The sequence below is a fragment of the Vibrio pectenicida genome, from assembly GCA_024347015.1.
In the GTDB taxonomy this organism is placed as follows: Bacteria; Pseudomonadota; Gammaproteobacteria; order Enterobacterales; family Vibrionaceae; genus Vibrio; species Vibrio pectenicida.
On the sequence record AP024890.1, the window covers coordinates 69,905 to 95,910 of the forward strand.

The 26,006-nt window shown below is 41.0% G+C and carries 20 protein-coding genes and 3 pseudogenes; 9 read left to right on the forward strand and 14 right to left on the reverse strand.

Going from position 1 to position 26,006, the window contains the following annotated elements; genetic code table 11:
• Positions 1-60 precede the first annotated feature (60 nt).
• Entirely contained in the window at positions 61-888 is an 828-nt protein-coding gene (nadE, locus tag OCV27_RS15255) for an ammonia-dependent NAD(+) synthetase (protein WP_125319999.1), read from the forward strand.
• Positions 889-953: 65 nt separating this feature from the next.
• On the opposite strand, the pseudogene OCV27_RS15260 reads toward nadE, so the two are convergent.
• The 6 genes and pseudogenes from OCV27_RS15260 to OCV27_RS15285 form a co-directional block, all read right to left on the reverse strand.
• Positions 954-2,272 (reverse strand): annotated as a pseudogene (locus OCV27_RS15260) (MATE family efflux transporter).
• Between the two features lie 83 nt (positions 2,273-2,355).
• Positions 2,356-3,203 (reverse strand): annotated as a pseudogene (locus tag OCV27_RS15265) (helix-turn-helix domain-containing protein).
• A gap of 119 nt (positions 3,204-3,322) precedes the next feature.
• On the reverse strand, positions 3,323-3,991 hold the full coding sequence (locus tag OCV27_RS15270) for a LuxR C-terminal-related transcriptional regulator (RefSeq protein ID WP_125319998.1): 669 nt from the start codon (positions 3,989-3,991) through the stop codon (positions 3,323-3,325).
• A gap of 247 nt (positions 3,992-4,238) precedes the next feature.
• Positions 4,239-5,219 carry a S1 family peptidase gene (locus OCV27_RS15275; protein WP_125319997.1) on the reverse strand — a complete coding sequence of 327 codons (981 nt, stop codon included), beginning with the start codon at positions 5,217-5,219 and terminating at the stop codon, positions 4,239-4,241.
• Between the two features lie 174 nt (positions 5,220-5,393).
• The gene (gene gcvT / locus OCV27_RS15280; RefSeq protein ID WP_125319996.1) at positions 5,394-6,512 is read right to left on the reverse strand and encodes a glycine cleavage system aminomethyltransferase GcvT; all 1,119 of its coding nucleotides are present in this window, start codon (positions 6,510-6,512) and stop codon (positions 5,394-5,396) included.
• A gap of 247 nt (positions 6,513-6,759) precedes the next feature.
• Positions 6,760-7,380, reverse strand: a complete 621-nt coding sequence (locus tag OCV27_RS15285) for a helix-turn-helix domain-containing protein (RefSeq protein ID WP_125319995.1) — start codon at positions 7,378-7,380, stop codon at positions 6,760-6,762.
• A gap of 376 nt (positions 7,381-7,756) precedes the next feature.
• On the opposite strand from OCV27_RS15285, the gene OCV27_RS15290 reads away from it, so the two are divergent.
• From OCV27_RS15290 to gcvP, 3 genes are all read left to right on the forward strand, one after another.
• Positions 7,757-9,052, forward strand: a complete 1,296-nt coding sequence (locus OCV27_RS15290) for a serine hydroxymethyltransferase (RefSeq protein ID WP_125319994.1) — start codon at positions 7,757-7,759, stop codon at positions 9,050-9,052.
• Positions 9,053-9,090: 38 nt separating this feature from the next.
• Positions 9,091-9,471: a glycine cleavage system protein GcvH gene (gene gcvH, locus OCV27_RS15295; RefSeq protein WP_125319993.1), complete on the forward strand. Its 381-nt coding sequence runs from the start codon at positions 9,091-9,093 to the stop codon at positions 9,469-9,471.
• Between the two features lie 119 nt (positions 9,472-9,590).
• The gene (gene gcvP / locus OCV27_RS15300) at positions 9,591-12,455 is read left to right on the forward strand and encodes an aminomethyl-transferring glycine dehydrogenase (RefSeq protein WP_125319992.1); all 2,865 of its coding nucleotides are present in this window, start codon (positions 9,591-9,593) and stop codon (positions 12,453-12,455) included.
• A gap of 583 nt (positions 12,456-13,038) precedes the next feature.
• Here gcvP and OCV27_RS15305 read toward each other — a convergent pair.
• The 6 genes and pseudogenes from OCV27_RS15305 to OCV27_RS15330 all read right to left on the reverse strand — a co-directional run bounded on the left by OCV27_RS15305 (position 13,039) and on the right by OCV27_RS15330 (position 20,348).
• Positions 13,039-14,097 carry a hypothetical protein gene (locus OCV27_RS15305; RefSeq protein ID WP_125319991.1) on the reverse strand — a complete coding sequence of 353 codons (1,059 nt, stop codon included), beginning with the start codon at positions 14,095-14,097 and terminating at the stop codon, positions 13,039-13,041.
• A 257-nt stretch (positions 14,098-14,354) separates the two neighbouring features.
• A pseudogene (locus tag OCV27_RS15310) lies at positions 14,355-14,704 on the reverse strand (aerolysin family beta-barrel pore-forming toxin); the annotation flags it as partial.
• A 96-nt stretch (positions 14,705-14,800) separates the two neighbouring features.
• Positions 14,801-15,667, reverse strand: a complete 867-nt coding sequence (locus tag OCV27_RS15315; RefSeq protein WP_125323471.1) for a DMT family transporter — start codon at positions 15,665-15,667, stop codon at positions 14,801-14,803.
• A 30-nt stretch (positions 15,668-15,697) separates the two neighbouring features.
• Entirely contained in the window at positions 15,698-16,579 is an 882-nt protein-coding gene (locus OCV27_RS15320; protein ID WP_337969456.1) for an aspartyl/asparaginyl beta-hydroxylase domain-containing protein, read from the reverse strand.
• Between the two features lie 441 nt (positions 16,580-17,020).
• Positions 17,021-18,493 carry an aerolysin family beta-barrel pore-forming toxin gene (locus OCV27_RS15325; RefSeq protein WP_337969457.1) on the reverse strand — a complete coding sequence of 491 codons (1,473 nt, stop codon included), beginning with the start codon at positions 18,491-18,493 and terminating at the stop codon, positions 17,021-17,023.
• A gap of 601 nt (positions 18,494-19,094) precedes the next feature.
• Positions 19,095-20,348: a zinc metalloprotease gene (locus OCV27_RS15330; RefSeq protein WP_125323404.1), complete on the reverse strand. Its 1,254-nt coding sequence runs from the start codon at positions 20,346-20,348 to the stop codon at positions 19,095-19,097.
• A gap of 639 nt (positions 20,349-20,987) precedes the next feature.
• Here OCV27_RS15330 and OCV27_RS15335 point away from each other — a divergent pair.
• Positions 20,988-21,230, forward strand: coding sequence for a type II toxin-antitoxin system Phd/YefM family antitoxin (locus OCV27_RS15335; RefSeq protein ID WP_125321728.1), 243 nt, complete (start codon positions 20,988-20,990; stop codon positions 21,228-21,230).
• Positions 21,231-21,238: 8 nt separating this feature from the next.
• Positions 21,239-21,538, forward strand: a complete 300-nt coding sequence (locus OCV27_RS15340) for a type II toxin-antitoxin system RelE/ParE family toxin (RefSeq protein WP_125321727.1) — start codon at positions 21,239-21,241, stop codon at positions 21,536-21,538.
• A 227-nt stretch (positions 21,539-21,765) separates the two neighbouring features.
• On the opposite strand, the gene OCV27_RS15345 is transcribed toward OCV27_RS15340, so the two are convergent.
• Positions 21,766-22,260: a hypothetical protein gene (locus tag OCV27_RS15345; protein WP_125321725.1), complete on the reverse strand. Its 495-nt coding sequence runs from the start codon at positions 22,258-22,260 to the stop codon at positions 21,766-21,768.
• 17 nt (positions 22,261-22,277) lie between these two features.
• Positions 22,278-23,330, reverse strand: a complete 1,053-nt coding sequence (aroG, locus tag OCV27_RS15350) for a 3-deoxy-7-phosphoheptulonate synthase AroG (RefSeq protein ID WP_125321723.1) — start codon at positions 23,328-23,330, stop codon at positions 22,278-22,280.
• Positions 23,331-23,638: 308 nt separating this feature from the next.
• Between aroG and OCV27_RS15355 the strand changes: the two genes are divergently transcribed.
• The 3 genes from OCV27_RS15355 to OCV27_RS15365 are packed head-to-tail and all read left to right on the forward strand — an operon-like array spanning position 23,639 to position 26,000.
• Positions 23,639-24,358, forward strand: a complete 720-nt coding sequence (locus OCV27_RS15355; protein WP_125321721.1) for an amino acid ABC transporter ATP-binding protein — start codon at positions 23,639-23,641, stop codon at positions 24,356-24,358.
• Complete coding sequence (locus tag OCV27_RS15360) at positions 24,355-25,155, forward strand: amino acid ABC transporter permease (protein WP_125321720.1); 801 nt, start codon at positions 24,355-24,357, stop codon at positions 25,153-25,155. The genes OCV27_RS15355 and OCV27_RS15360 overlap by 4 nt, the downstream gene beginning before the upstream one ends.
• Positions 25,156-25,163: 8 nt before the next feature.
• Entirely contained in the window at positions 25,164-26,000 is an 837-nt protein-coding gene (locus OCV27_RS15365) for a transporter substrate-binding domain-containing protein (protein ID WP_125321719.1), read from the forward strand.
• The last annotated feature ends 6 nt before the right edge of the window (positions 26,001-26,006 follow it).

Below are 26,006 nucleotides of genomic sequence, written 5' to 3' on the forward strand. Positions count from 1 at the left end.
GTTCATTGAGGTATGATATTACTATTATTCCGTAAAATCATGCTTGCAGGAAGAAAACCTATGGAACAGCAAATCCGTGACGAAATGCGTGTACTGCCATCAATTGATCCTCAATTTGAAATTAGCCGCCGTGTCGCATTTATCAAGAACAAGCTAAAAGATGCACGATGTAAAACATTAGTATTGGGTATCAGTGGTGGCGTTGACTCGACTACCTGTGGCCGTTTGGCACAAATAGCTATCGAAGAGCTGAATAGTGAAACAAATGCTGGATATCAATTTATTGCCGTTCGCTTGCCTTACGGCGAGCAAAAAGATGAAGACGAAGCCCAAATTGCCTTGGCGTTTATTCAACCCACTCACTCTGTATCGGTAAATATCAAACCTGGTGTTGATGGTCTACATACATCTTCACACCAAGCTTTAGCGAATACAGGTTTATTGCCGACTCAAGAAGAGAAAGTTGATTTTGTAAAAGGCAATGTAAAGGCCAGAGCAAGAATGATAGCACAATATGAAATCGCAGGATATGTTGGCGGTTTAGTCTTAGGCACAGATCATTCAGCAGAAAACATTACCGGTTTTTATACAAAATTTGGTGATGGCGCATGTGACTTAGCACCTCTTTTTGGCCTGAGCAAACGTCAAGTTCGCGAGCTAGCAGACACCCTAGGTGCTCCTAAAGTCCTAGTAAACAAAACACCAACTGCCGATTTAGAAGAGCTAGATCCACAAAAAGCTGACGAAGATGCCCTGAGCCTCACTTATGACCAAATTGATGATTTCCTTGAAGGCAAGTCTGTATCACAAGACACATCAGACCGCTTAATCGCAATTTACAAAGCAACGCAGCACAAGAGGTTACCCATTCCTACGATTTACGACTAACTCAGGCATTCTCCACATAAACAGCGACAGAGCTTATTTTATTACTCAAATAAGCTCTAAAATCACTACATACAGTGACTACTATTTGTATATAGCACGAACAGCCTAAGTGCCATTATTGCTGTCAAAAATTCTGCAAATAAAATGCTCACCCAAATACCATTACTAGGAAAAAGCATAGGGAGTAAAAGCATACCAAGAACGACAAAAATGAATCCGCGAGATAAGGCAAGCACATTCGCACGTTGTGGTTTCTCAATCGCTTGAAATAAATTGGCAACAACGATATTGAACCCCATCAGTGGCACAGCGAAAAAATAGTATGTTAATGCTGTCACCGCCAATGATATCAACTGGGTTAAATTACCTAAATATAACGATACTATAAAAGGAGCGGATATCCAGATAATGATGAGAAATAAGCTACCGCTGATAATCGCTACCTTTAGACCTAATTTTAGAGTTTCATCAATCCTAGGCTGTCGCTTTGCCCCATGGTTGAAGCTAAGAATCGGCTGACAAGCCTGTCCAACAGCGACCATAACAAATAGTGCGAAAACACCAATATTGGTATTTAGTCCATATGCAACAATGTAACTCTCTTCAAACTGAGTCAAAAGAATATAGTTAAACAATATTATCGTTAATGCAGATGCCATCTCAACACAAAATGAAGGTACCCCCATTGCCAGAATATCTCTGGCTTTGCTGAAACCAATCCCTTTTAAACTAAGCTTTAGAGAACCCCGAACACGCGCAAAATGACTGAGAAGAATGAGTGACATAATCAGCTGGGCAGTGATGGTTCCATACGCTGCACCCTTAATGCCCATTTCCATTATAAATAATCAAATAACAAATTTACAATGGCTCCAGAAGACATAGCGTAAGTTGCCAATCTAGGGTTAGAATCATTGCGTGCAAAACAGGATAAAACCCAAGTACCAGAATAGAGCGTGAAAAATGGCAACATTATGAGAAGATAATCACGCGCTAACTGAGCTATTATTCCAGACGCACCAATTAGAGTCAGAAGGTCATCGAGCCAAATAATGGCTAAGGCAGCTGTTATAATTGAAGTAACAACGATCAGCAGAGTTGATTGACTGAACCAGACCTGACTCGAGTTAATCTTTCCCTTTCCTATATCTATGGACATTTTTGCCGCACCGCCAATCCCTATCATCATCGCAAGGGCAGTAAAAATAGAAAACACTGGCATTATAAGTGCGAGAGCACCGAGCCTCTCCACTCCAATCCCTATGCCTATAATTAACCCATCACCCATAATAAACAGAGATTTAGTAAGCATTCCGGCCAATGCAGGCCATAAATACTGATAGAAAGATGTGGAAATTGGATCCTTGTTTAAATTGACTGTCATAGAACTAACACTACCGAATAATTAAGTTTACATTCGGGTATTATCAGTACCTTAAGAGCCACTATAAATGGATTTAATGCCTATTATCTTGCACTATCTGAACATTGAAGACGAAAATGAGTTGGTGTTTCACCTGTTTGTGAACGATAGAATCGACTGAAATATGCTGGGGCATCAAAACCCAAATTTAAAGCAATTTTCTTGATGCTCTTCTCTGAAAAAGTCATTTCTCTATTGGCTTCCAATACAAGACGATCATGTATGAGTTGAGTGACTGATTTTCCCTTATCCCGCTTAACAATTTCATTAAGCCTTTTGGTGGTCAAAGACAACTTATCCGCATAAAATTCACTCTTTTTTCTTGTCGATAGTACCTATCAATCAACTCAACCAGTGCAGTAACTCGTCCATCGTAAAGTATTGAACTACCATCAGATTGTTTAGAATGTCGAATCAAATAACGCATAAAACTGCTGACTAATGATTCCACCAAATCCCAGTCACAATCAATCCGTTTACACTCTTCAATGAGCAGCGAAAAAATCGATTCTAAGTAAATTATACCTTCATCACAGCAGTCAATGTATGGGACTCTATCAAATGAGGCGAAAATACTGTTCATTAGTTGAATATTGCGAGGATGGGTATCAATAAAGCCTGTCGAAAAAGCCAAAAAACGGACATTATTTCCCATACATTGAGAAGAATGCACTTGACCAAGCGTAATAGTGAAAAATCGATTTGATCGGTTTTAATATTCAACAAAGTCTATACATTGACTGCCGACATCATTGAGGCACCAGACAACCTCCCAATATTCATGACGGTGTGGTGAATAAAATGGGTCTTGTGTATCATCAAACTCGTCTGCACAGCATGGCTGACCAGAGACTAATTGGACACTTAATATTGATTTGTCAGTTAAATGCATAATAACGGTTAGAACAGCTTATTCAGATCCAATGGTGAATTTAAACTTCATATAAATTTACCCTAATCTTTACTCAAAGCTTTGTGCAGGTATATCAGTAAGAATTATTCATACTGAATTTAAGACCTTTCTTCTAAAGCAATATTGTTGTTTGCCCAAAGTAACGCTTGCAATCGATTCTTGGCATTAATCTTCTTAAAAATATTATGCAGATGTGTCTTAACCGTATTTTCCGTCACAACAAGATCATCGGCGATTTTTGCATTGGATGCGCCATGCCCCAATAAACGCATAATTTGTTTTTCGCGTTTTGTCAGGTTTGCATAAACTTGAGAAGTCGTTGCTGTATTAGCGGATCTAAAATGCTCAATGTGCTCTTGGGCTACCTGACGTGACAGCCACATTTCACCTTGAAGGATCTTATCCATACCCGTAAATAATATCGACATATTGTCATCGAGATAGAAGACTCCAACCAAGTTCCTCCACTTTAAGAGCTCAGTTGATGGTATATTTCTTGGACAGTTTATAATAATTTCTCTGGCATTATTAGCACTCATCATTCGAGCTTGATTGTACTGCTCAAATTTGGTTTCATTCAAATAGTGGTAGTCAAACAAGACATAGTCACCAAGGCTAACACCATCCGCTGTACTCTCAACTAAATTTTCAACCGCATTCATACAAACGGGGTGGTTAATACCTCTTTGTAGAGATTGATTAAACACTCTAGATTGCATGGAATCATCTGAAAGAAAAGTTACTTTATAGATTGGTCGACTCGCCATCTGTATTTTCTCCGGCTCACTCTTATTGATCGAAGTAACAATATTGATTCGGCAAATATTGTCAAGCCAGCCAGAATATAAAAACTACTTTAGCCCAATAAAAAACCTCAAAAAATGATGAATTTAACATTAAATTATCATATATGAGACAGATTAGTCTCCAAGATCTCATAAATAGTTCAAACTTAAATCAATAAAAAGGTATTCATTACAATCCATTGCTTTATGAATGTCTTGTTCTGTTGATTCAATCTCTACACCGAACAAATAGAGCAATGAAAGCCAAAACCAATATGATCACTGGGCTAGTACTGCCTCCAGAGCTAGAACTAGAGCTAGAACTAGAGCTAGATGAACTCACGTTACTGATTAAACTACGCTGCCCATTAGCTGTCGTGACATAATACTTAGGTGTTTCTTGTCCATTTATTACCCTGTTTATCCAGCCTATATAATCGTAAACATCGGTAAAAACTGAAGTTACTGTCTCCGATGGGTCACCACAAGACTTAGGCCCAAAACTCGTTATCCCTATTTGAATATACTCTATTCCGTTAAATAAATAGACTGGGCCACCTGAATCTCCATTACACGTAGAGTTTCTATAACTTCCGGATAGAGCACCGCCAAAGCAAACCTGTTTGTCGGTAATTAGTCCATATTGAGTACGACAGCTACTTAAAGATACATAATCGAGATCAGTTTCTAGTAATTGATTCCCACCCGATACATTACCTGCTATTTGACCGTGACCAATTGCTTTATAGGTAGTGCCTCCTGGGAAATTATTGTTATAGGTTGTATTGAGCAAATACGTATAATCTGTAACAGAAAGTGGAGACTCAAGTTTAATCACTGCAATATCGTTAGGCCACAACACTGCACCAGAATCGATGTAATCATCTGGATAATAAAACTCTAGTGCTCTTGCCTTTTCAGCAGACACATAAGTCGATTCATCTTCTAGTTTAGGAATAATAAAAGTATTGAGCATATTACTCGGATTGCCATAGATACAATGAGCGGCTGTAAGCGCATATTGACTGTTTAGCATAGTCGCGCCACAGTAATTACTATAAGCACCTCCATTAATATAAAACATACTGGCAAAAGAAGGGTAGTTAACGATGTTCGCGTTACTACCATTGACGATATAGGCAGAAACATCGTTAGCTAGCGCACGAGAGAACACAAATACTAAGCTTAGAAACCCAAGTGATGCTTTCATCTTTTCGTCTCCCTTGTTACCTATCAAGGTTAAGTTTAGCTTACAACTCGGGGAGGGGTTAGCATATAAGGCGCTAATTTTTCTAAAAATAATCAGCTCAATATCAAAACATAGGCAAAAAAAAACCTCTCAGATGAGAGGTTTAAACGAATACTCTTACTTAAAAATACCTACTCATCCACGGTAATAACGCTGTGGTACAAACGGCATTTTTTCAATTATCATTGGTAACTTCTTACCACGAACATCAGCAAATAATTCCGCCCCGATGGCCGCCAAGTCAGCGCGAACATATGCCATTGAAACAGGTTTACCCGCATTCGGACCTGCGGTGCCACTGGTAACAACACCAACCTTGGTATCGTTAGCATCGAACAACTCTGTACCCTCACGCACAGGCGCTTTAGTTTGCCCTGCAAGACCAACACGCTTGCGTGATACATCTTTAGTCTCGATTTGCTTGAGGATGATATCAGCACCAGGAAATCCACCTGCGCGTTCTCCATCTGTACGGCGCACTTTTTGGATGCCCCATAAAAGGCTAGCTTCAACAGGTGTTGTTGTTGTATCTAGATCATGCCCATAGAGACATAGCCCACATTCCAGACGTAATGAATCACGTGCGCCAAGTCCAATCCATTCCACTTCCTGTTCTGAAGTTAGCTTAGCAGCCAACTCTTGAGCATGAGTATTTGGTACTGAGATCTCGTAGCCATCTTCACCAGTGTAACCACTGCGACTAACAATACATTCAATGCCGAGAATATCGAGTTTTTTGACGTCCATAAATAGCATTTCAGCAACCACAGGGTTAAAACGCGTAAGCACATCCACCGCTTTAGGTCCTTGAAGTGCAAGTAGCGCGCGATCGTCAATGATTTCAAGTTCAACGTCGGCGGGTAAATTGGCTTCTAAATGCGCGATATCTTGTTCTTTACATGCCGCATTGACCACGACAAACAAATGATCAACTAGGTTTGCCACCATAAGATCATCCATAATTCCGCCCTGCTCATTAGTGAAGAAGGCATAGCGCTGATTGCCTTGCGGCAAATCGATAATATCAACAGGAACTAAAGACTCAAGAAATGCAGCAGCGCCTTCACCATGTAATCGAAGCTGCCCCATATGGGATACATCAAAAAGCCCAGCGGCATCACGAGTATGCAGGTGCTCTTTCTTTACACCCATTTTATATTGCACTGGCATATCATAGCCTGCAAAAGGAACCATTTTCGCGCCAGCTTCTACGTGCTGGGAGTGAAGTGGTGTTTTAAGTAGATCTTGAGTCATTGTTGTCTCCATTTAATCAGGTCCGCTTTCCATTCAAGGAAACCTTGTTTCCAATAATAAACACGAGTGAGACCTTTTTGCACTCTTAACAAGATAGCAAGCATTCAAAATGTGACATTTAACATCATCTTCACATTTTACGATAACAAAAGAAAACGCCACCTCAATCGAGATCGCGTCATTGTACCAACTAAAACCCAAAATACAATCGTTTGCTTTTACTATAGGAAATCTGAAAAAGCTGTCACTATTTAGCCGTTACCCACAAAATATTGGCGTCTTCGTCACTGGTAGAAATCAGCATATGGCCCATAGTCGCATCATAATAAACACTATCACCTTCACCTAATTCAACGGGTTCATAAAATTCAGAATAAAAGAGAACTGAGCCAGAAAGAATGAGTAAAAATTCCTCTCCGTCATGGCGAACCCAGTCACCATACTCTTCAAAGTTACGTGCATGAATACGACTCTTAAAAGGCATCATTTTTTTGTTAGAAAGTTGGGTCGCCAGTAACTCATGTTCATAGGTAGGTGTTGGGTGTGGTTTACCCTGCTTAGTTTTCGTAATATCACGACGTGCCGTTGCCACCTTTTTTCTCGGTGGTTCAAATAGTTGTGGCATGTCAATTTGCAAACCTAACGCCAGTTTTTGCATTGCTTGAAACGTGGGAGAAATCTGTTCATTTTCAATTTTACTCAAGGTAGAACGAGCCAAACCTGTACGCTGACTTGCTTCCTCAAGAGTGATCCCCAATTTACTTCGAATGTCCTTAATTTTCTCGCCTAATTTTAAAGGCTCAATATTTTGCTCGCCTTCTTTTGCAAGAGTCAAAGATGGGTACTCGTCATAGGTGTCTTCAGGCATGTATCCCTCTTCATTGAATGTCCATTTCGTGTTGGTTTTTATTGTGCACTAAGCTTATAGGATAAAAAAGATAACTAGGACAAATAAACCGTGCTCTCGGTAACATTTTCAGAAACCATGTTTCCAATAGGAAATTTTTAGTTGATTATAGCTTCAACAAAAGCTATGTTACCAACTTGTTAGTTGTAGAGATGCGATTTCCGAACTGACTGATAATGTGATTTAACAGTGAGATTCGGTTTTTCCCCGCGATAGATCATTTGGGGTATGGAATTCACCTTGTCTTCATTATAGAGGGCAGTAAACAGAAAAAAGGACTAACGAGAGCGATAATCCTATTAATAATCTCGTTAGCACGAATGGAAGGTCATCTACCATGAACAACACTTACCCAAATCACAGCCTAGAGAATTTTTTCTCAACCAACCTTGCTGCTACAGATGATGCGGTTTTTGCTGGCATCCAAGCAGAAAATACTCGCCAAAATGAACAGATTGAGCTGATTGCTTCTGAGAACATTGTATCGAAAGCCGTAATGCAAGCTCAAGGCACATGCTTAACCAACAAATACGCAGAAGGTTATCCCGGTCGTCGTTATTACGGTGGTTGTGAACATGTCGATACCGTAGAAGCCATCGCGATTGAACGTGCGAAACAGCTCTTTAAATGTGAATACGCAAACGTTCAACCTCACTCTGGCGCTCAAGCAAATGGCGCAGTTAAACTCGCATTACTTCAACCTGGCGATACTATTCTTGGCATGTCGCTGGACGCAGGTGGTCACCTAACGCACGGCGCTCGCCCTGCCCTTTCTGGCAAATGGTTCAATGCTATTCAGTATGGCGTTGACCGTGAAACACTTGAAATTAATTACGAAGATGTTCGTGAATTAGCAATTGAGCACAAGCCTAAAATGATCATCGCCGGTGGAAGCGCAATTCCACGTACTATCGACTTTGCTAAATTTCGCGCCATTGCCGATGAAGTCAACGCCATTTTAATGGTTGATATGGCCCACATTGCTGGCCTTATCGCAACAGGGGCTCACCCTAGCCCACTACCTCATGCACACGTAGTAACAACAACAACACACAAAACTCTACGTGGCCCACGCGGCGGCATGATTTTAACCAACCATGACGACATTATTAAGAAAATCAATTCTGCGGTCTTTCCTGGACTTCAAGGCGGACCACTAATGCACGTTATTGCGGCTAAAGCGGTCGCATTCGGCGAAGCACTTGGCCCTGAGTTTTCCTCTTATATTGATTCAGTCATTGATAATGCAAAAGTACTGGCTGAAGTATTGCAAACTCGTGGATGCGATATTGTCACTGGTGGTACTGACACACATTTAATGCTAGTTGATCTTCGTCCGAAAGGATTGAAAGGCAACAAAGCAGAAGAAGCGCTAGAACGTGCAGGGATCACATGTAACAAAAATGGAATACCATTCGATTCTGAGAAGCCTATGATTACATCGGGTATACGTTTAGGTACACCTGCGGGTACAAGCCGCGGTTTTGGCGCTGAAGAATTCAAACTCATTGGTAATTGGATTGGCGATGTACTGGATGGGCTGCTAGAAAACCCAGAAGGTGATGCACAAGTGGAACAACGCGTTCGCAAAGAAGTAAAAACACTGTGCAGCCGCTTCCCTCTTTACAAGTAAACAAATTTAAACAAAGTTATTTTTTTGGAGACTAAGCAATGGATAAAACACTGAAGTTTGCAGATAGCCACGAGTGGGTACGTGACAACGGTGACGGCACAGCAACTATCGGTATTTCAAAGCATGCACAGGAAATGCTGGGTGACGTAGTTTTCGTTGACCTTCCTGAAGTAGAAGCTGAAATTGATGCAGGTGATAGTTTCTCTCTGGTTGAATCTGTAAAAGCAGCCTCAGACATCTACGCTCCCATTACTGGTGAAGTAATCGAGATAAACGAAGACCTCGAAGATAGCCCAGAGCTTATCAACGAAGAGCCTTATGAAGGCGGCTGGATTGTCAAAGTGAAAATGGCAGATGCTGCTGAACTCGACAATCTCAAAGATACAGAAGAATACCTAAACTCAATCGAAGACGAGTAATTAGGCAAATAGGTAAAGCTGTCCCATAACGGGGGCAGCTTTTTTTCAAAATTCGGACGTATAATCATTTATATCAGTAGTGGTATCCAATACCCGAATGATGGAGTAGGTAAAGGACAATGACTGAATTACTTCAAAGCCTTAGCACCCAAAATGAGTTCGTTGCTCGCCACAACGGCCCTAATAAAAAAGACCAACAAAAGATGTTGGATGCTATCAAAGCCACCAGCCTTGATACACTGATCGATGAAACCGTACCAGCGCAAATCCGCGTTGAGAAGCCAATGGTTCTTGCAGAAGCTATGAGCGAAACAGATATGCTCTCAGCTATGCGCGAGTTTGCCAATCAAAACCAAGTTAAGCGTACTTTTATCGGCCAAGGTTATTACAACACCTTCACACCCAATGTGATTCTGCGTAACGTACTGGAAAACCCTGGCTGGTATACAGCGTACACGCCTTACCAACCAGAGATTTCACAAGGCCGCCTTGAAGCGCTGCTTAACTTTCAGCAAATGGTCATGGACCTAACTGCAATGGACATAGCCAATGCGTCTTTGCTTGATGAAGCGACCGCAGCGGCTGAAGCCATGACCTTTTGTAAACGCGCAGGTAAGAGCAAGAGTAACGTATTCTTTGTCGCTGATGATGTACACCCGCAAACACTCGAAGTCATCAAAACCCGTGCTAAATACATTGGTTTTGACGTGCTGGTTGGCTCACTTGACTCTCTTGCTGAGCAAGATGTTTTCGGCGCGTTGGTACAATACCCAAACACCACAGGTGAAGTGCGAGATATCACTGAAACCATCGCTAAAGCGCAAGCGAACAAAATATTAGTTGCAGTAGCGACTGACCTACTTGCTTCTACACTGCTTAAACCAGCAGGTGAAATGGGCGCCGATGTCGTCATTGGTTCAACCCAGCGTTTCGGCGTTCCTATGGGCTACGGTGGTCCTCATGCTGCATTTATGGCAACGCGTGAAAAGCACAAGCGTACTATTCCAGGTCGTGTTATCGGTGTGTCTATCGACAGCACAGGTAAACAAGCGCTGCGTATGGCAATGCAAACGCGTGAGCAGCACATCCGCCGTGAAAAAGCGACATCGAACATCTGTACCGCGCAAGCACTGCTGGCTAACATGGCCTCTTTCTACGCGGTATACCACGGCGCAGAAGGCCTGCGCACTATTGCACGCCGCACCCATCACATGACGGCTATCTTGGCGGCAGGGCTGACTAAATCTGGTTTTGAGCTTGCTCATAATAGCTTCTTTGACACCATCACTATCAATACCTCTGCCAATACAGACAAGCTGTACGCCAAAGCGCAAGCAGCAGATCTCAACCTTCGTCTACTGAAAGGTCAGCTCGGTGTAAGTTTGGATGAAACCTCTACAACGGCAGATATCCAAGCCTTATTTGCTGTATTTGATGTCAAAGAAGATGTGAATGCCTTATCTACTGAGATTGCATCCAACGAATTTGCCGCTATCCCAGAAGCGCTTCGCCGCACATCGGAATACCTGACTCATCCAGTATTCAATACGCACCACAGCGAAACGCAAATGATGCGCTACCTGAAGCAATTAGAGAACAAAGATTTTTCTCTTACTCACGGTATGATCCCGCTCGGCAGCTGCACTATGAAGCTCAACGCTGCGGCTGAGATGATCCCTGTCACTTGGCCAGAATTTGGCTCTATTCACCCATTCGCGCCATTAGAACAAGCAGCTGGCTACACTGCACTTGCTAACGATCTTAAAGAAAAACTGTGTGAGATTACAGGCTATGACGCCTTCTCATTACAGCCGAACTCAGGTGCATCAGGTGAATATGCCGGCCTTATCGCCATTCAACGCTACCATGACAGCCGCGGAGAAGGACACCGTAACGTATGTTTGATCCCAAGTTCTGCTCACGGCACCAACCCAGCGACAGCCTCTATGGTGTCAATGAAAGTTGTGGTCGTTAAGTGTGATGACGAGGGTAACATCGATGTGAACGATCTTGCGGCTAAGATTGAAAAGCACAAAGACAACCTCGCGAGCATTATGATCACTTACCCTTCAACGCACGGCGTATACGAAGAGCAAGTGAAAGAAGTGTGTGAAATGGTCCATGCTGCTGGTGGCCAAGTATACCTTGATGGCGCCAACATGAATGCGCAAGTCGGCCTTACTTCTCCAGGTTTCATTGGCTCTGACGTTTCTCACCTTAACTTGCACAAGACCTTCTGTATCCCGCACGGTGGCGGTGGCCCAGGCATGGGGCCAATTGGTGTCAAATCGCATCTAGCGCCTTTCCTACCAGGTCACATTGAAAACGGTGTAGAAGGTGAAGACTTAGCAGTAGCAGCAGCCGATCTTGGTAGTGCCTCTATCTTGCCTATCTCTTGGGCTTATATTGCTATGATGGGCGAAGCTGGTCTAACCGATGCAACCAAAGTCGCTATCTTAAATGCGAACTACATGATGGAGCGTCTACGTCCTCATTACCCGGTACTTTACCGTGGTACTAATGGTCGTGTGGCTCACGAATGTATTATCGACATTCGTCCGCTAAAAGAAGAGACAGGCATCAGCGAAGAAGACATTGCCAAACGTCTTATGGACTACGGCTTCCACGCGCCAACTATGTCTTTCCCTGTGGCTGGCACACTGATGGTTGAACCAACTGAATCGGAAGACTTAGAAGAGATCGATCGTTTCTGTGAGGCGATGATCTCCATCCGCGAAGAAATGACCAAGGTGAAGAATGGCGAATGGCCACTAGAGAACAACCCGCTAGTCAACGCACCTCACACACAAGCAGATTTGTCTGCTGCCGAGTGGGATCGTCCATACTCGCGTGAACTTGGCTGCTTCCCAACACCGGCAACTAAGCAGTGGAAATACTGGCCAACGGTTAACCGTGTCGACAACGTCTACGGCGACCGTAACCTTATTTGCTCTTGCCCAAGTATTGATAACTACGAAGAGTAAGTTTCTTTACAGAAATCAAAGGCGAACCGATTGGTTCGCTTTTTTGTTTTTGGCACAAATATATGAAGGATCACCTGCATCAAGGCTTTAGTGATTCCCCGTGAGTTAGAATCACATCCTGATACCAGAATCTATAAGTTCAGGCGATAATTTCACCTACAACATCACTCAGTCAGCCCATCACAGTCTTTGTTCTGGACCAAGTAACATGCCAGAGTTACAGCAATTGCTCAATACTAATTCTAACGCTTACGTTACATCCTCCTACCAAGATTCCAATAGTGGTAAACAGTGTACGCCGTGAACAGTCTTCTCAATAAGGATGACTTGCAAGCTTTGCTGATGTATTTGCAAACCAACTCCAACCCACATGAAATAGATACCCTAGCCGATGCCCCTGAATTGCAAGAACCTACTTTTTAGACAAGTATTCGTCAATACCGCGAAACAGTCGCCCAACACTGCTTGAATGGCTTCAATTGATCGAAGCTTATTTTTTAGAAAATCCTAGACAAGCGACTAAGGTCTATAGCCCTGTATCGTTTGCACACATACAGGGCTACACACGATAATACCATGAGACTTACATGCTACTACTGCATTGGTGAATTTCAATTAATTGCATAATATTTGTTTGTTGAACAGGATTTTTCTTCGCGGCTAGATACGTCTTAGCGTAAAGAACCTGATCTTGATCTTCGTCATTAATTAAAAATGGCGTTACTGTATATTTACTTAAGTCAGAGAAAATATTGTACTGATCGACAGATGCAAATTGCCGAGTGTTCCCCCAATCGCTTAGCATAAGCCTTGTGTAGGAAGATGGAACACTTGTTTCCGAGGTGACGGAAAACTGTGACAACAAATCTTGACTGGCAAATATAATTACCTTGTTATTTGGAAAACGATTAACCAACGCTTGGACACGAGCACTCTTTTCGTTTCGTGTCATATCATTAGTAAAAAGTCTCGGCATCAAAAATAGTCCAATTGAAGATCCCGTCGCAATACTTCCTTTAATTTGATTCAGTGAATCAGCAAATTGCTTAGTTGTAAAAGTTTCTCTGCGCCCTTTTGAGTTGGTGTAGTTTCCGCCAAACCATATGACATTATCCAGTTTAGGTGCTGATATATGGACATTATCGTCTGGTACGATTGATGATGCCGCCAAAGGAGCCGAATAAACCTTAATGTTTGATTCTTTGCTCTGAGTCTTCTTATACAAAAGTGGTGACGATAGTTTCAATTTGTTCAACTGCGAATCGGTTACGAACAGATTAATACGTCCACCATTATCGACATGATGCTTGACGAAATCCAATATACTTGGATCAAGTAAATGGGAGTAGATTGCAAGTGGTTCTTTACTGAATGACTTTATAAATTCTTTGTTAGTTAGTAATTTATCTGCGGCACCTTGACCAAAAATAATCTGGCACTTTCTTTTGCCTGGATTAAGTTCCCCAAAAGCATCTACATCGACTTGTTTACTGTTTGGTATCAAATCTTTCAGTACAAGCCCCGCGTGATAGTCTCCTCCTTGGCCGCTAGTCACAATCACACTCTCGAATGGTTGACTATAAGCCGTAAAGGAATACAACGAAGTGCTCATTAAAATGAATTTAAACCAGTTATGTCTCATACTTTAACTCTTTTATTCCACGCTTAGTACAGATTAGCAATTAGTGTAATTTACATTATTATCAAAAAAATTAATAGATTATCCGTTATGCTAAACAGCATAAATACTAGTCTTGTCCAAGATGGTATATGGCGGAAGGCGAACCTTCGTGTTTTCTGCCCTGAAACAAATAAACAGAGCAGCTAAGCTGCTCTGTTCGAGGTAACAACTCCTAGTGGTGCTGGAGTTCAGATTTTGAGTTTTTTTACATAGCCAAATTATTCGGCTGGTGTGATAGTCAGCTGAGCATCACCAAAACCAAGTTCCTTAAGTTCTTGAGCATCAAAGTTGGTTGTGACTTCTATATCACCGATTTGTTCACTAACCAGAGCTTCAGTAGAGCGTTTGGTACGGTTACTTATCGGTGTGGCTTGACCAATTTCGATCGTGCCAGCAAATTGCGATTCCGCGTTGAAATCACCTGAAACCTGAGAGTAAAATGGACGTAGGCTTGCTCCTGTCGCGTATTGCATATTACCTAAACCATTTTCATGATGGCCCAGTTCCAATCCCACCATTTGACTTCACCTGGTATATAGCGGTGGTCCCATTGATAACGGATACCTGCTAAGTTCTATGTTTAGTTAATGAATTTGAAAAAAGTGGAACACATGTTCATAATCCATGTGTTCCATATAAACAAGAAACCTTTATCTCATGTCACTTATTTCTGAGGAGCTAATTTTAGCTTCGGGGAAGATTGAACTAGCCAAGTACAACCGAAAATGATGATCATACCTACTAGCATATTTGTATTAATAACTGAATTAAATACAAAATAAGTCATCAAAGCAGTCGCAGCCGGTACGCATGAAAAGTAGGTGGATACATTTGTAACAGCTCCAGAGCTCAAAGCCCTTATTAGCAATATTGACGATAGAGAAGATATTAATATCGCCTGCCAAAATAGTGCTGAGACAGAAGTATAGTTAAGTTCAAACTTGAACTCACTGATGATCAATGTAGTAGGAATAAGTACAATCACTGAAGATAAACATTGCATAAGCATATTACTTTCAACTGGAATACTTGAACAATATTTCTTTTGGAGAATTGTACCAGAAGTAACCCCTAATAATGAGAGAATCGCAAAAGAAAAATTTTCCATATTAGTTGTGCCTAAACTAAAATTCTCGGCAGAAAATATTAAAGTTCCAACAACACAACCAAATACAGCGTAAATCTGAACTTTAAATTTAATATCTCTTGAAATGATTAATGTTAATACTGGCTGCAATCCCAATACAATGGTCAACATTGTAGGGCTTATTCCTGTAATCAGTGAGTAAGAAAAGAAAACAGGATATAAGAATTGCAACAATAGACCGACCAGCATTGAATGTATCACATTATATTTGTTTAACTCTTTTATATCACTCCGTAAAACTAAGCATACAATGATAAAAAATATTAATGATATAATTACTCTTAATGTTATAAATGATAGTGGGTTTGAGTAATTAAGACCAATAGAAGAAGCTATATAGCCAGAAGCCCAAAGAAAAACAAAAACCCATCCTAAGTGTTTCACCTACAGCCTCCTAGCTATAAAGTTATAAATTTACACTGCCGTAAATCGTTCGCCTAAGTTTCGATCCACAGTGTAATACTTTTTCATGTTGCAACACAAGTTGTATATGTCATCATTCTTATTTTTTACCGAATCTATCAGCAAATCATATGTTTTATTAATTGGTATATCATGATGAACATGCGCACTAGATATATTCAGCACAGCTTGCTTAATATCTTCAATACTATGTATTGACTGAGAAACACTTAAGATAAAGTCTTCGATATCCTGGTCTTTTAAAGAAGCTCTGTCAAATATTAAAGGCTGTACATCATTATTCCATATAGATTTATCCTTAAATATGATTTCTGGGCTAAGATCTTTTACATTATCATATTGAAAGTCTAAACATAGAATAACTCTATTTCCATTACCAAAATTGTAGGCTGCATGAACAACACTTGCATCTAATTGCCATATATCACCTTTGCGCATTCTAAATACACCATAGTGCTCATCGCTATGATATGATGTTAAAGACGTTTCTAAAGGTATTAAAATTCGAATATACTTACCTTTATTGTCGTCTAATTCAATGAAATCTTTATGGGGTACAACTTGACCGTTAACCAAGTTACGTGTTCTTACCATCTTGAGATTATCTACATCAAAGTATTTTCTGATAACTGAGTTTATATAGTCAGTTTTTTCACCTAATTCTGTTAGCTTTGCTGAGTTTGGATTATCTTTATATTGAGTATTACGATAGTCTCCATTATCATTCCATAATGAATTATTTATCCAAGTTCCACTATTAAACTCATTATACTCTTCTTCAAACACTGGGAATTGTGAAATTACTTCTAAATCTTGTATTAGTTTATCAGTATCAAATTCTATTTTACCTAACAATTTTGTTTTAGATTTCATATTTCTCTTTCTTATATATTGACTATCAAAAAACACTTATATGCAAAAGTGTGCTTAACATATTAAATCTAACATATACAAATATATTATTAGTAGTTATAACATGTAAATAATAGATTACTTTTCAATTAATGTGGATTTAGTCAAAAAAAACAATGCAATTAATGATATGAGTAATATTATTAATTAATATCATTGTTAAATTCTTATAAATTTAACAATACCGAGCTTAAAATTGAGAATATTTAAATAAAACCCAAATATACATATTTAGATTAAAAGATTATAAGACTAGGAAGTTAATCGTGTAAGTACACGACATACCAAAAGGACTATTACAGTCAACGAAGCGATAGAGAACAATGTATTTAGTGATAATATACAGAAATCAAAGGCAAACCGATTGGTTTGCCTTTTTTAGTTTTGATTGCTGTAAGCAAATTATTCAACCGGTGTGATGGTCAGCTGAGCATCACCAAAACCAAGTGCCTCAAGTTCTTGTGCGTCAAAGTTGGTTGTGATTTCTATATCACCGATTTGTTTACTAACCAGAGCTTCAGTAGAGCGTTTGGTACGGTTACTTATCGGTGTGGCTTGACCAATTTCGATCGTGCCAGCAAATTGCGATTCCGCATTGAAATCACCGGAAACCTGAGAGTAAAACGGACGTAGGCTTGCTCCTGTCGCGTATTGCATGTTACCTAAACCATTTTCATTGATGGCCCAGCTCCAATCCCACCATTTGACTTCACCTGGTATATAGCGGTGGTCCCATTGATAACGAATATCTGCAGAGTTCTCGCTACCGCGTCCCATGGTAAAGGTGTGTGCTTTGTCAGGACGGTTGTCTGGATGAGAATTCCAAGCGTTGCCACCCCAGCGCAAAAAGCCATTAAATTCAACGTCATAGCTAATCTCCGCGCCGAAGCGGTATGGATAAGAAATACTGGAGCGGTAAAGCTCGACACGAATCGGGAGCTCAGAATTTGCGGGCACTGTTGGCCTTGCTTGGAGTGTCACCTGCTCACTAGTAGATCCGCCATTAGTGCTGGCGAAGCTCTGATTGGCTTCCAGCGTAATCTTCAGCTTAGTGTCGCCGACCAAAGGCCACTTAAATTCATTTTCTGTCGATACCGACTGAGCAAAGCCATATGTGTCGGTTTTAGACCAATCGGTTGATTCATCCACTTTCAGATCCACAACTACCTGTTGCGGGATGTCACTTCTATTGCGAGCAACCGCTGTCACGGTTTTTACTAGCTGGCGACTCGATTCAGTTACAGTGCCGTGCCAGAAATCGCTGTCGTTAAGGGTATACGCAAAGTTATCAACAGTGATTTTGGTTTTCTTATCGCATTTATAGCCGTCGCATGAGCCGTCTTGATTGCCCTGAATCACCCAGCCGTCGCCTTCACGTCTGACATCCATATCTTCGCCGACAAATTGGCCATGATTGCCGCTAACCCATGCATAGCCAAGGTAGTGGGCAAGGTAACTCAATGGACGAACAAAGTTAGAGTGATTGGTTACCAGCGCATACTGAATGTCTATCTCGTCACCCTCTGGGATAGATTTCGGGGCGTAGTTAGGAATTTCAGACAACGCCTCGTTAGGGTAACACCAAGCACTACCATTGGGACTATCCTGCTTGATTCGGCCATGGTAACCAGGCCCCATGATCACCCAGTTATCTTTTAGCCCAGCGATTTGCCACTGCCCCATGCGAGAGACAATGTAGTCCTTTTGTGCGGATGCTTCAAAGCGATCTATCGGGCGGTAACCAGAACGGCAGATATCTTCACCCAGTTGATCAATCACTAACTGGTCAGGATAAATCTTAGCTTGTGCGCTTGCAGACAGAACAGAAATAAGTACGGATGGGATCAAAACTTTATAAGTATTAGATTTTATCATGGCTCACACTCCTAACTGTGAAATCAGTCAATAGTGATCACATAAATTCAACTTATAGTAAACAATGATATTAACAATATTAACAATAATGTGGCATAGACATCATAAATCGATCAAAAATTAACCAAATAGAGGATAGGAATTGTTCAATCTGAAAGATTTAGAAATGTAAGTGTAGTGTTCAATTACTTTGTTGAAGCGCTCACGCCCTCCACCACCTGAGATTGTAGTGGCATAGTGAATTTGGCCACCTGATTAGAGGTACTAAGATACACCTCGTACACAACAGGAGTGCATGCTCGAGCATGCTCGGGACACACACCATACTAGCTCTGAGCTATCCATAAGGAATTTTATTTCTTAGGTTCAATTAAGACTGATAAATGCTAATTTGAATCAGGACTTAGCCGAGAGAGTTACTGTACTCTAGGTATTCTTTAAGCATTTAAAAGGACATTTATGAGCACCTTATAGCTTGCAAGGTGAACACAAATGTCCTTGTGTGTGATGGAACGTTTTCAGCTCAATGAGCTGCGCCAACTATAGTGAGCGCAGTTTATTCAAAATAATTGACCAGCTCATCTGAGAATTCAACGCCTCTTTAATCAGTGCTTGCTGCTGGATGGGTTGATTGATGAAGCTTATCAATCATCAGCTTATCTAAATCTGAAAATGCATTGTTATTATTGTAAGATATCAGGCCACCATTAGGCAGGCTGTTGTAGTTCATCATGGACTGAACCTGATTGCTTTGGTGCCTCAGGCCAAATGCGTGTAATGCTTCATGTATCACCACATGGTAACTGTGGTTCCAAGTAAATAGCCTACCGGTATTGGTGATAAACTCATTTCTACCATTCTGGAATCCTGTGTGTGCACCTTGTGATGCTAGGTTAAGGTCTCGTTTGAAAACCAGCTTAGCCTTACTTAAATCACTCGTGTACTCAAAGCTTGTACCAGCATATCCTGCATCGACTAACGCTTTAGCCAATAGGTTAAGCTGAGTGGTTACCTCTGTCGTTTCGAGATTGATATCATTTTGCGTCCAACCGTTGAGATTGGTAAAAGAAGGATCGAACCCATAATAATTTTTCTGACCTAGCTGAAGTCTTCCTGACTGGTTTGGGCCTCTTGGATACGTTTCAAGCTCTTTTGAAAAAACGACAAAGTTCTGATTTGTGACAACGTCTCTCTGATTACTGGCGCTTACTTCTGCGTTAGAATGGTCGTTATAAAAGAAGTGGATCGGCTCTATATTTACTACCGAAAATAAATTCAAGGCTTCAGTGTCTATGGCAAAAGAAATGGGGGTGGCTGTCGAAATGTTACTACCTATCTCAAATTTTTTGTCATGCTGCGCAGATATGTCAAAAGTAAGGTAATAGTGATAATCCCTACCATGATTGCTCTGCCTCTCTTCATTAACAACTTCATTTGAAACAACATCAGTAAACTCTGCTGGAGAGGCTGACGATCTATCTGAGAGACTAAAGTCTATTTTTCCTGTGTCATTTTCTAGAGTGTAATGATCAGCGACTATATACTCCTCATCGTAATGAACAAGTAATGTAAGATGGTTTTTGATGTAATCAATAACAGTACTGCCTGCTTTGACTATCTGCTCCTTTCTTGCTTTAGAGATATGAATTCTTAACTTATACTTAAGGCTTAGCTTTTTTACTTCATAATACCCCGCCCTATTTAATGATCCGACATCACCATCAATACTGATAGTCAAAGGAGAATCTTGCCAGCCGTTTGGACTGTACTCATAAAATGAAAGTCCAATTTTTTCAGTATGTACTTCTACAATTGACTGTTCAGCTTCTCTGGTTTCTACTTCATTTGTTACCATGGTCGATTTCCTTTTTTAACGTTTTTATGGACATCATTATCAAGTGGTTAACTAACGAAACTAACGAGGACATGCACCGAATTAAATCATCGTCAGGGCCATAATTACTACCACAGGCCATAATCATACTCTTAAAATTAAGAAACTAAATGCATATTAAGATAGATAGCTTGATCAAGAACATGGAATACGATAAAAGCTGGATAATTGATAATAAAAATTTAAATCATAATTTTACAATTTTTTATTACGAGGGGGCATTATGCCATAAACGGACCTATCTGCTGCTGGATGTGTAGTGGCACAATAATTGGTCTTATGATTGGGTAAAAGGTACTCGTGCAGAAACAGATGGCGCTTATACCTTCTGCGTACCTCATGATCCTTATATGGAATCCTGTCCTATTGAAAATACCGCGAATGCGGAAAGTTGTTTTTATAAAAACTAATACTCACAATTTAGGATTAATAGCTAACACCAAGTACAATACTGGCACATAACCTAAACCATTATGCTATAAACACTAAACTGACTTGAAGCTAGGGCAACAAGCGTCATAAATCGCACGATTTAATTAAATTGAACATTTTGCACAAACAATTATACTCTTACTGGTAACCCAATGTTGGAGCTTTAACATGCATACACTAACAGCAAATGACGCCAAGCGTAATTTTGGTGAACTACTTCTAAGTGCACAACGAGCGCCAGTTAAGATCAGCAAAAACAACAAAGATGCTGTCGTTGTTATGTCTATTCAGGATTACGAAGAGCTTGAAGCAATGAAAGCAGAGTACATTAAACATTGCTTTGAAGCTGCAAAAGAAGATCTCTCGAAAGGTAATGTAGTTGATGGCGAAACATTCTTGAAAAGCCTGTAACCTCAAGTATGCAAACGAACAACTACAAGCTAAGTAAATTGGCACAAAGCCATTTGCGGAAAATAAAAAACTACACGGCTACAAACTTTTCAGAGTCACAATGGAGTCGCTACAGAGACAACCTACTCACTGCTTTTCAAATGCTTGCTGACAATCCAGCCGTTGGCAAAAACTGTAATGAGTTATATCCAAATGGCTTCTACTTCCATATTGGTAAACACACCGCCTACTTTACCAAAGAAGATGGCTTTATTCTGATCGTTGCCCTTCTTAGTCAATCGCAGTTGCCCCAGAACCATTTGAAATAATATCACCACCCCAGCAATTGCCACTGGGGGCTGAGCCTGATTGGAAAACTCACGATTAAAATTGGATTTAGTTTGAAAGCCGGAGCTAAGAAAAATGTCCGTGGGCCAAGGCCATATTAAGGTGCGAGCAGCGCTACCACGAAACCTAATAATACCACCGTAATCACTGACCAAAACTTAACAACAAAATTGCCAGAGTTAGGAATCACTCTTAAATGCTTGTTAGCCTAATGCCCCGCGACATTAACAAGTGGTTTATTGGTCATGGAAAATAGATCATTGTAACCAGAAACCTTCAAGCCCACGCGAAGGTTAGGAACCGTTTCAAACAAAGTAGGCGAGGGTAATTCAAACTTTAGACCATATGTAACGGTCAATTGACTTGGCGCAACTACCTTGTCCCACATTCTCTTACCACTTTGATTACCCAACTTCCCATAACTACTGACTTTTACTTGAGCTTTTTCGCATGTGATTATTAAAGTTGTATTCGTATTTATCGAGACAGTTTGGTCTTTTTCAGAGATATTCTTTAAGTTAACGTAACAATACATAACTCGGCCAGACTGTACACATTTATCTGACCAAGCAATTACAGAGCCATTCGAACTAATAAAATTCGATTTTTCAGCTGTATAATAGTCGTCTTCAGATAAAAATATCAGACCTGTAGGTGGTGAGCAGGCAATAAAAAAGGCAGATTTCTCTGCCTTTGTTAACATGCTTTGAATTTTGCTGTTTATCGCTGGCGACGAGCTGCAACCGCATCAGCTAGCTGGCGAAGTACTTTTTCAGTATCTTGCCAACCGATACAAGCATCGGTAATAGACTGACCGTATGTTTCCACTTTACCGTCAATCAAATCTTGACGTCCTTCCACCAAATGAGACTCAATCATAACACCGAAAATAGCGTCTTCACCCGAAGCAATTTGACCAGCAACATCTTCTGTAACCACCATCTGACGCTGGTACTGCTTAGAACTGTTTGCATGGCTAAAATCAATCATAACTTTCTGTGGCAAGCCAGAAGCTTCAAGCTGAGACTTAATCTCACGCACATGTTCAGCGCTATAGTTAGGCTCTTTACCGCCACGCAAAATAATATGGCAATCTGAATTCCCTGCTGTTTCAACAATCGCAGAGTGACCGTACTTAGTCACTGACAGAAAGTGGTGTGATGCACTTGCGCTTCGAATGGCATCAGAAGCAATCTTGATGTTTCCATCCGTTCCATTTTTAAACCCGACAGGACAAGACAGGCCTGATGCCAACTCGCGGTGAACTTGAGACTCCGTTGTACGCGCCCCAATCGCGCCCCAACTGATAAGATCGGCCACATACTGGGGCGTGATCATATCAAGAAACTCGCTCGCGGTTGGCAAACCAAGGTCCGTCAAATCAAGCAGTAATTTACGGCCAATGCGCAAACCATCATTGATTTTAAACGTGTCATTCATGTACGGGTCGTTTATCAGCCCTTTCCAGCCAACTGTTGTACGCGGCTTTTCAAAATACACTCGCATAACAACTTCAAGGCGGTCACCTAATTCATCTCGTAAGACTTTCAAGCGTTTACCATATTCGAGTGCAGCTTGAGGATCATGAATTGAACATGGGCCAACAATCACCAACAACCTGTCGTCTTCTCCACTAAGAATTTTTGAAACATCTCGACGAGATTGAAAGGTTGTAGAAGACGCAGTTTCTGTGGCAGGATATTTCTCTAAAACAGCTACTGGCGGTAATAATTCTTTAACTTTACTAATTCGTACATCATCAGTCTGGAACATTGCTTACGTCTTCCTATTCTTATCTATTTGAGCAGTACGCTTCATATATGGCGCACTTAAATACTCAGTTATTTTCTTGGGCTTTGGTGTAACTTATCTATCAAAAACGAAGCTTGCAACCATTTTTTCAAATAAAATGCAATATAGACTCTGTCTTTGAAATGTACATTAGGCGTAAACCATAGATTACATCATTAAAATTATGAGTTAGCACAAGCTTTTAAAACCAACTTTATTCACAGCAAGGTGCAATATCGTTATGATGTAGGTAAGGTAGTAATACAACAATTTGCACAGTTGGTTCTTGAATGAATGCCATTGAATTTACAAATGTGAGTAAGCAGTACGGTCAGTTCCAAGCCCTAAAAGACATTACCCTATCAGTGAAAAAAGGTGAAAAGCTGGTTATTTGTGGCCCTTCTGGCTCAGGTAAGTCAACCTTAATAAGGACCGTAAATGGCCTTGAAGACATTTCTCATGGTGACATTAAAGTTTTTGGCCAGCCAATATCAAAAACGTCTCCTGGAAAAGTAGGCATGGTCTTTCAACATTTTCATCTTTTCCCTCACTTGAGCATCCTTGATAATTTGATCTTAGCTCCAACCCGAACATTAAAACTCTCGAGACGAGACGCAATAGCAACAGCACTGCACTTTCTTAACCAAGTCGGCATTGCCGATCAAGCAGACAAATACCCAATCCAGTTATCTGGAGGGCAACAGCAGCGCGTTGCCATCGCTCGCTCACTCTGCATGAAACCAGAGTTATTACTGTTTGACGAACCAACATCAGCGTTGGACCCTGAAACAATACAAGAAGTTCTGGAAGTGATGACAAGTATCGCGAAGTCAGGAATGACCATGGTTTGTGTCACTCATGAAATGGGATTTGCAAGAAAAATTGCCGATAGAGTTTTATTTATGGATCAAGGGAGAGCTTTAGAAATAGCGCCACCTGAGCAACTATTTAACAATCCTAAGCACCCAAGAACTCAGCATTTTCTCGAACAGATCTTAAGTCACCAATGATTTTAAAGACATTCAAACCTATTTTTTCTGCTCTAATACAAATCCTTATCTTGATATTATTGTTAGGTTGGGTTCTAGAGTCTGGCGCTAGAGCAATGAACTACCAATGGCAATGGCAGCGAGTACCTGATTTCATTGCATTTTATGAACAAGGGCAATGGTGGCCAGCAGAACTAATTGACGGTTTGTTCGTCACCATTAAAATTTCATTGCTGAGTCTAATATTTACATTACTGCTTGGAATGTTAACCGCCTTACTCAAACTGTCCGACTCATTGATTGGGCGCTCCATCGCTACTGTATACATTGAGTTGATCCGCAATACCCCGCTGCTGGTACAAATCTATTTGTTGTACTTTATCTTTGGTCCCGTGATCGGGCTAGATAGATTAACCACCGCTATCCTTGCATTATCTCTTTTTCAAGGGGCTTACACAGCTGAGGTTTTCCGTGGCGGTTTGAATAGCATCCCAAAAGGACAATTCGAAGCTGCACATTCACTCGGCCTTAGCGCCTTTGCGACCTACTATAACGTCATTGGCCCTCAGCTACTTCAGCGTACACTCCCTCCTCTGACCAATGAGGTTGTTTCTTTGGTAAAAAACTCATCAATTGTTAGTGTCATGGCAATTTTTGATTTGACCACTGAGGGAAGGAATATTGTTTCAGAGACAGCAATGCCATTTGAAATCTGGTTTACCGTGGCCGCCATTTACTTACTCTTGACCCTCTCATTGTCTGCTATGTCTGTCTGGCTTGAAAATAAACTGGGCGCTAACTGGCGCGCACCAACGTAGGAAAACAAATGAAACCTCTCAAATACATACCACTTTTACTGCGTGCAGTTTGGGTGGCAATAAGCACATTCTTCATCTTAGTAGCGGCAACCGCAAATGCCAGTAATACACCAAATCTAGACACCATAAATCAAAGGGGAACATTACGTGTCGGCATGTCAACATTTGTCCCTTGGGCAATGCGTGACAGGCAAGGAGATTTAGTTGGCTTTGAGGTAGACGTAGCGAAACGCTTAGCCGCTGACTCAGGCTGGAAGGTCGAGTTTGTGCCTACCGCTTGGGATGGGATAATCCCGGCTCTCTTAGCTAAAAAGTTTGACGTCATTATCGGTGGAATGAGCGTGACTGCTGAACGTTCAAAAAGCGTATTATTTACCAGCCCATATTCTCATTCTGGCGTGCAGTTGGCTGCTAACAAGCAACTGGCCTCAGGCTTTTCCAAAATCAGTGATTTCAACTCAAGACGCATCAAGATTGCGGCACGAAGAGGCGCTTATACCGTGCAAGTCGCCCGTGAGGCTTTCCCAAAAGCTAAAATCCTTCAGTTCGATGATGACGCACAAGCGTTTCAAGAAGTCCTTAATGGAAATGCGCATGCCGTTATTGCATCCAGCCCAAAGCCAGAACATGAGGCAGTAAAAAATGCCAGCACATTATTTATACCTTTTAACGAACGGTTATCTAAAGGTAACGAAGCCTTTGCTGTTCGATTAGGAGAAACAGACAAACAAGCCTTTTTTGATCACTGGATTAACGATCGTATCCAAGATGGATGGCTTGAGCAGCGCTATGAGTACTGGTTTTCGACCCTAGACTGGCAACAGCATATTAGAAACCACGACTAAACCATA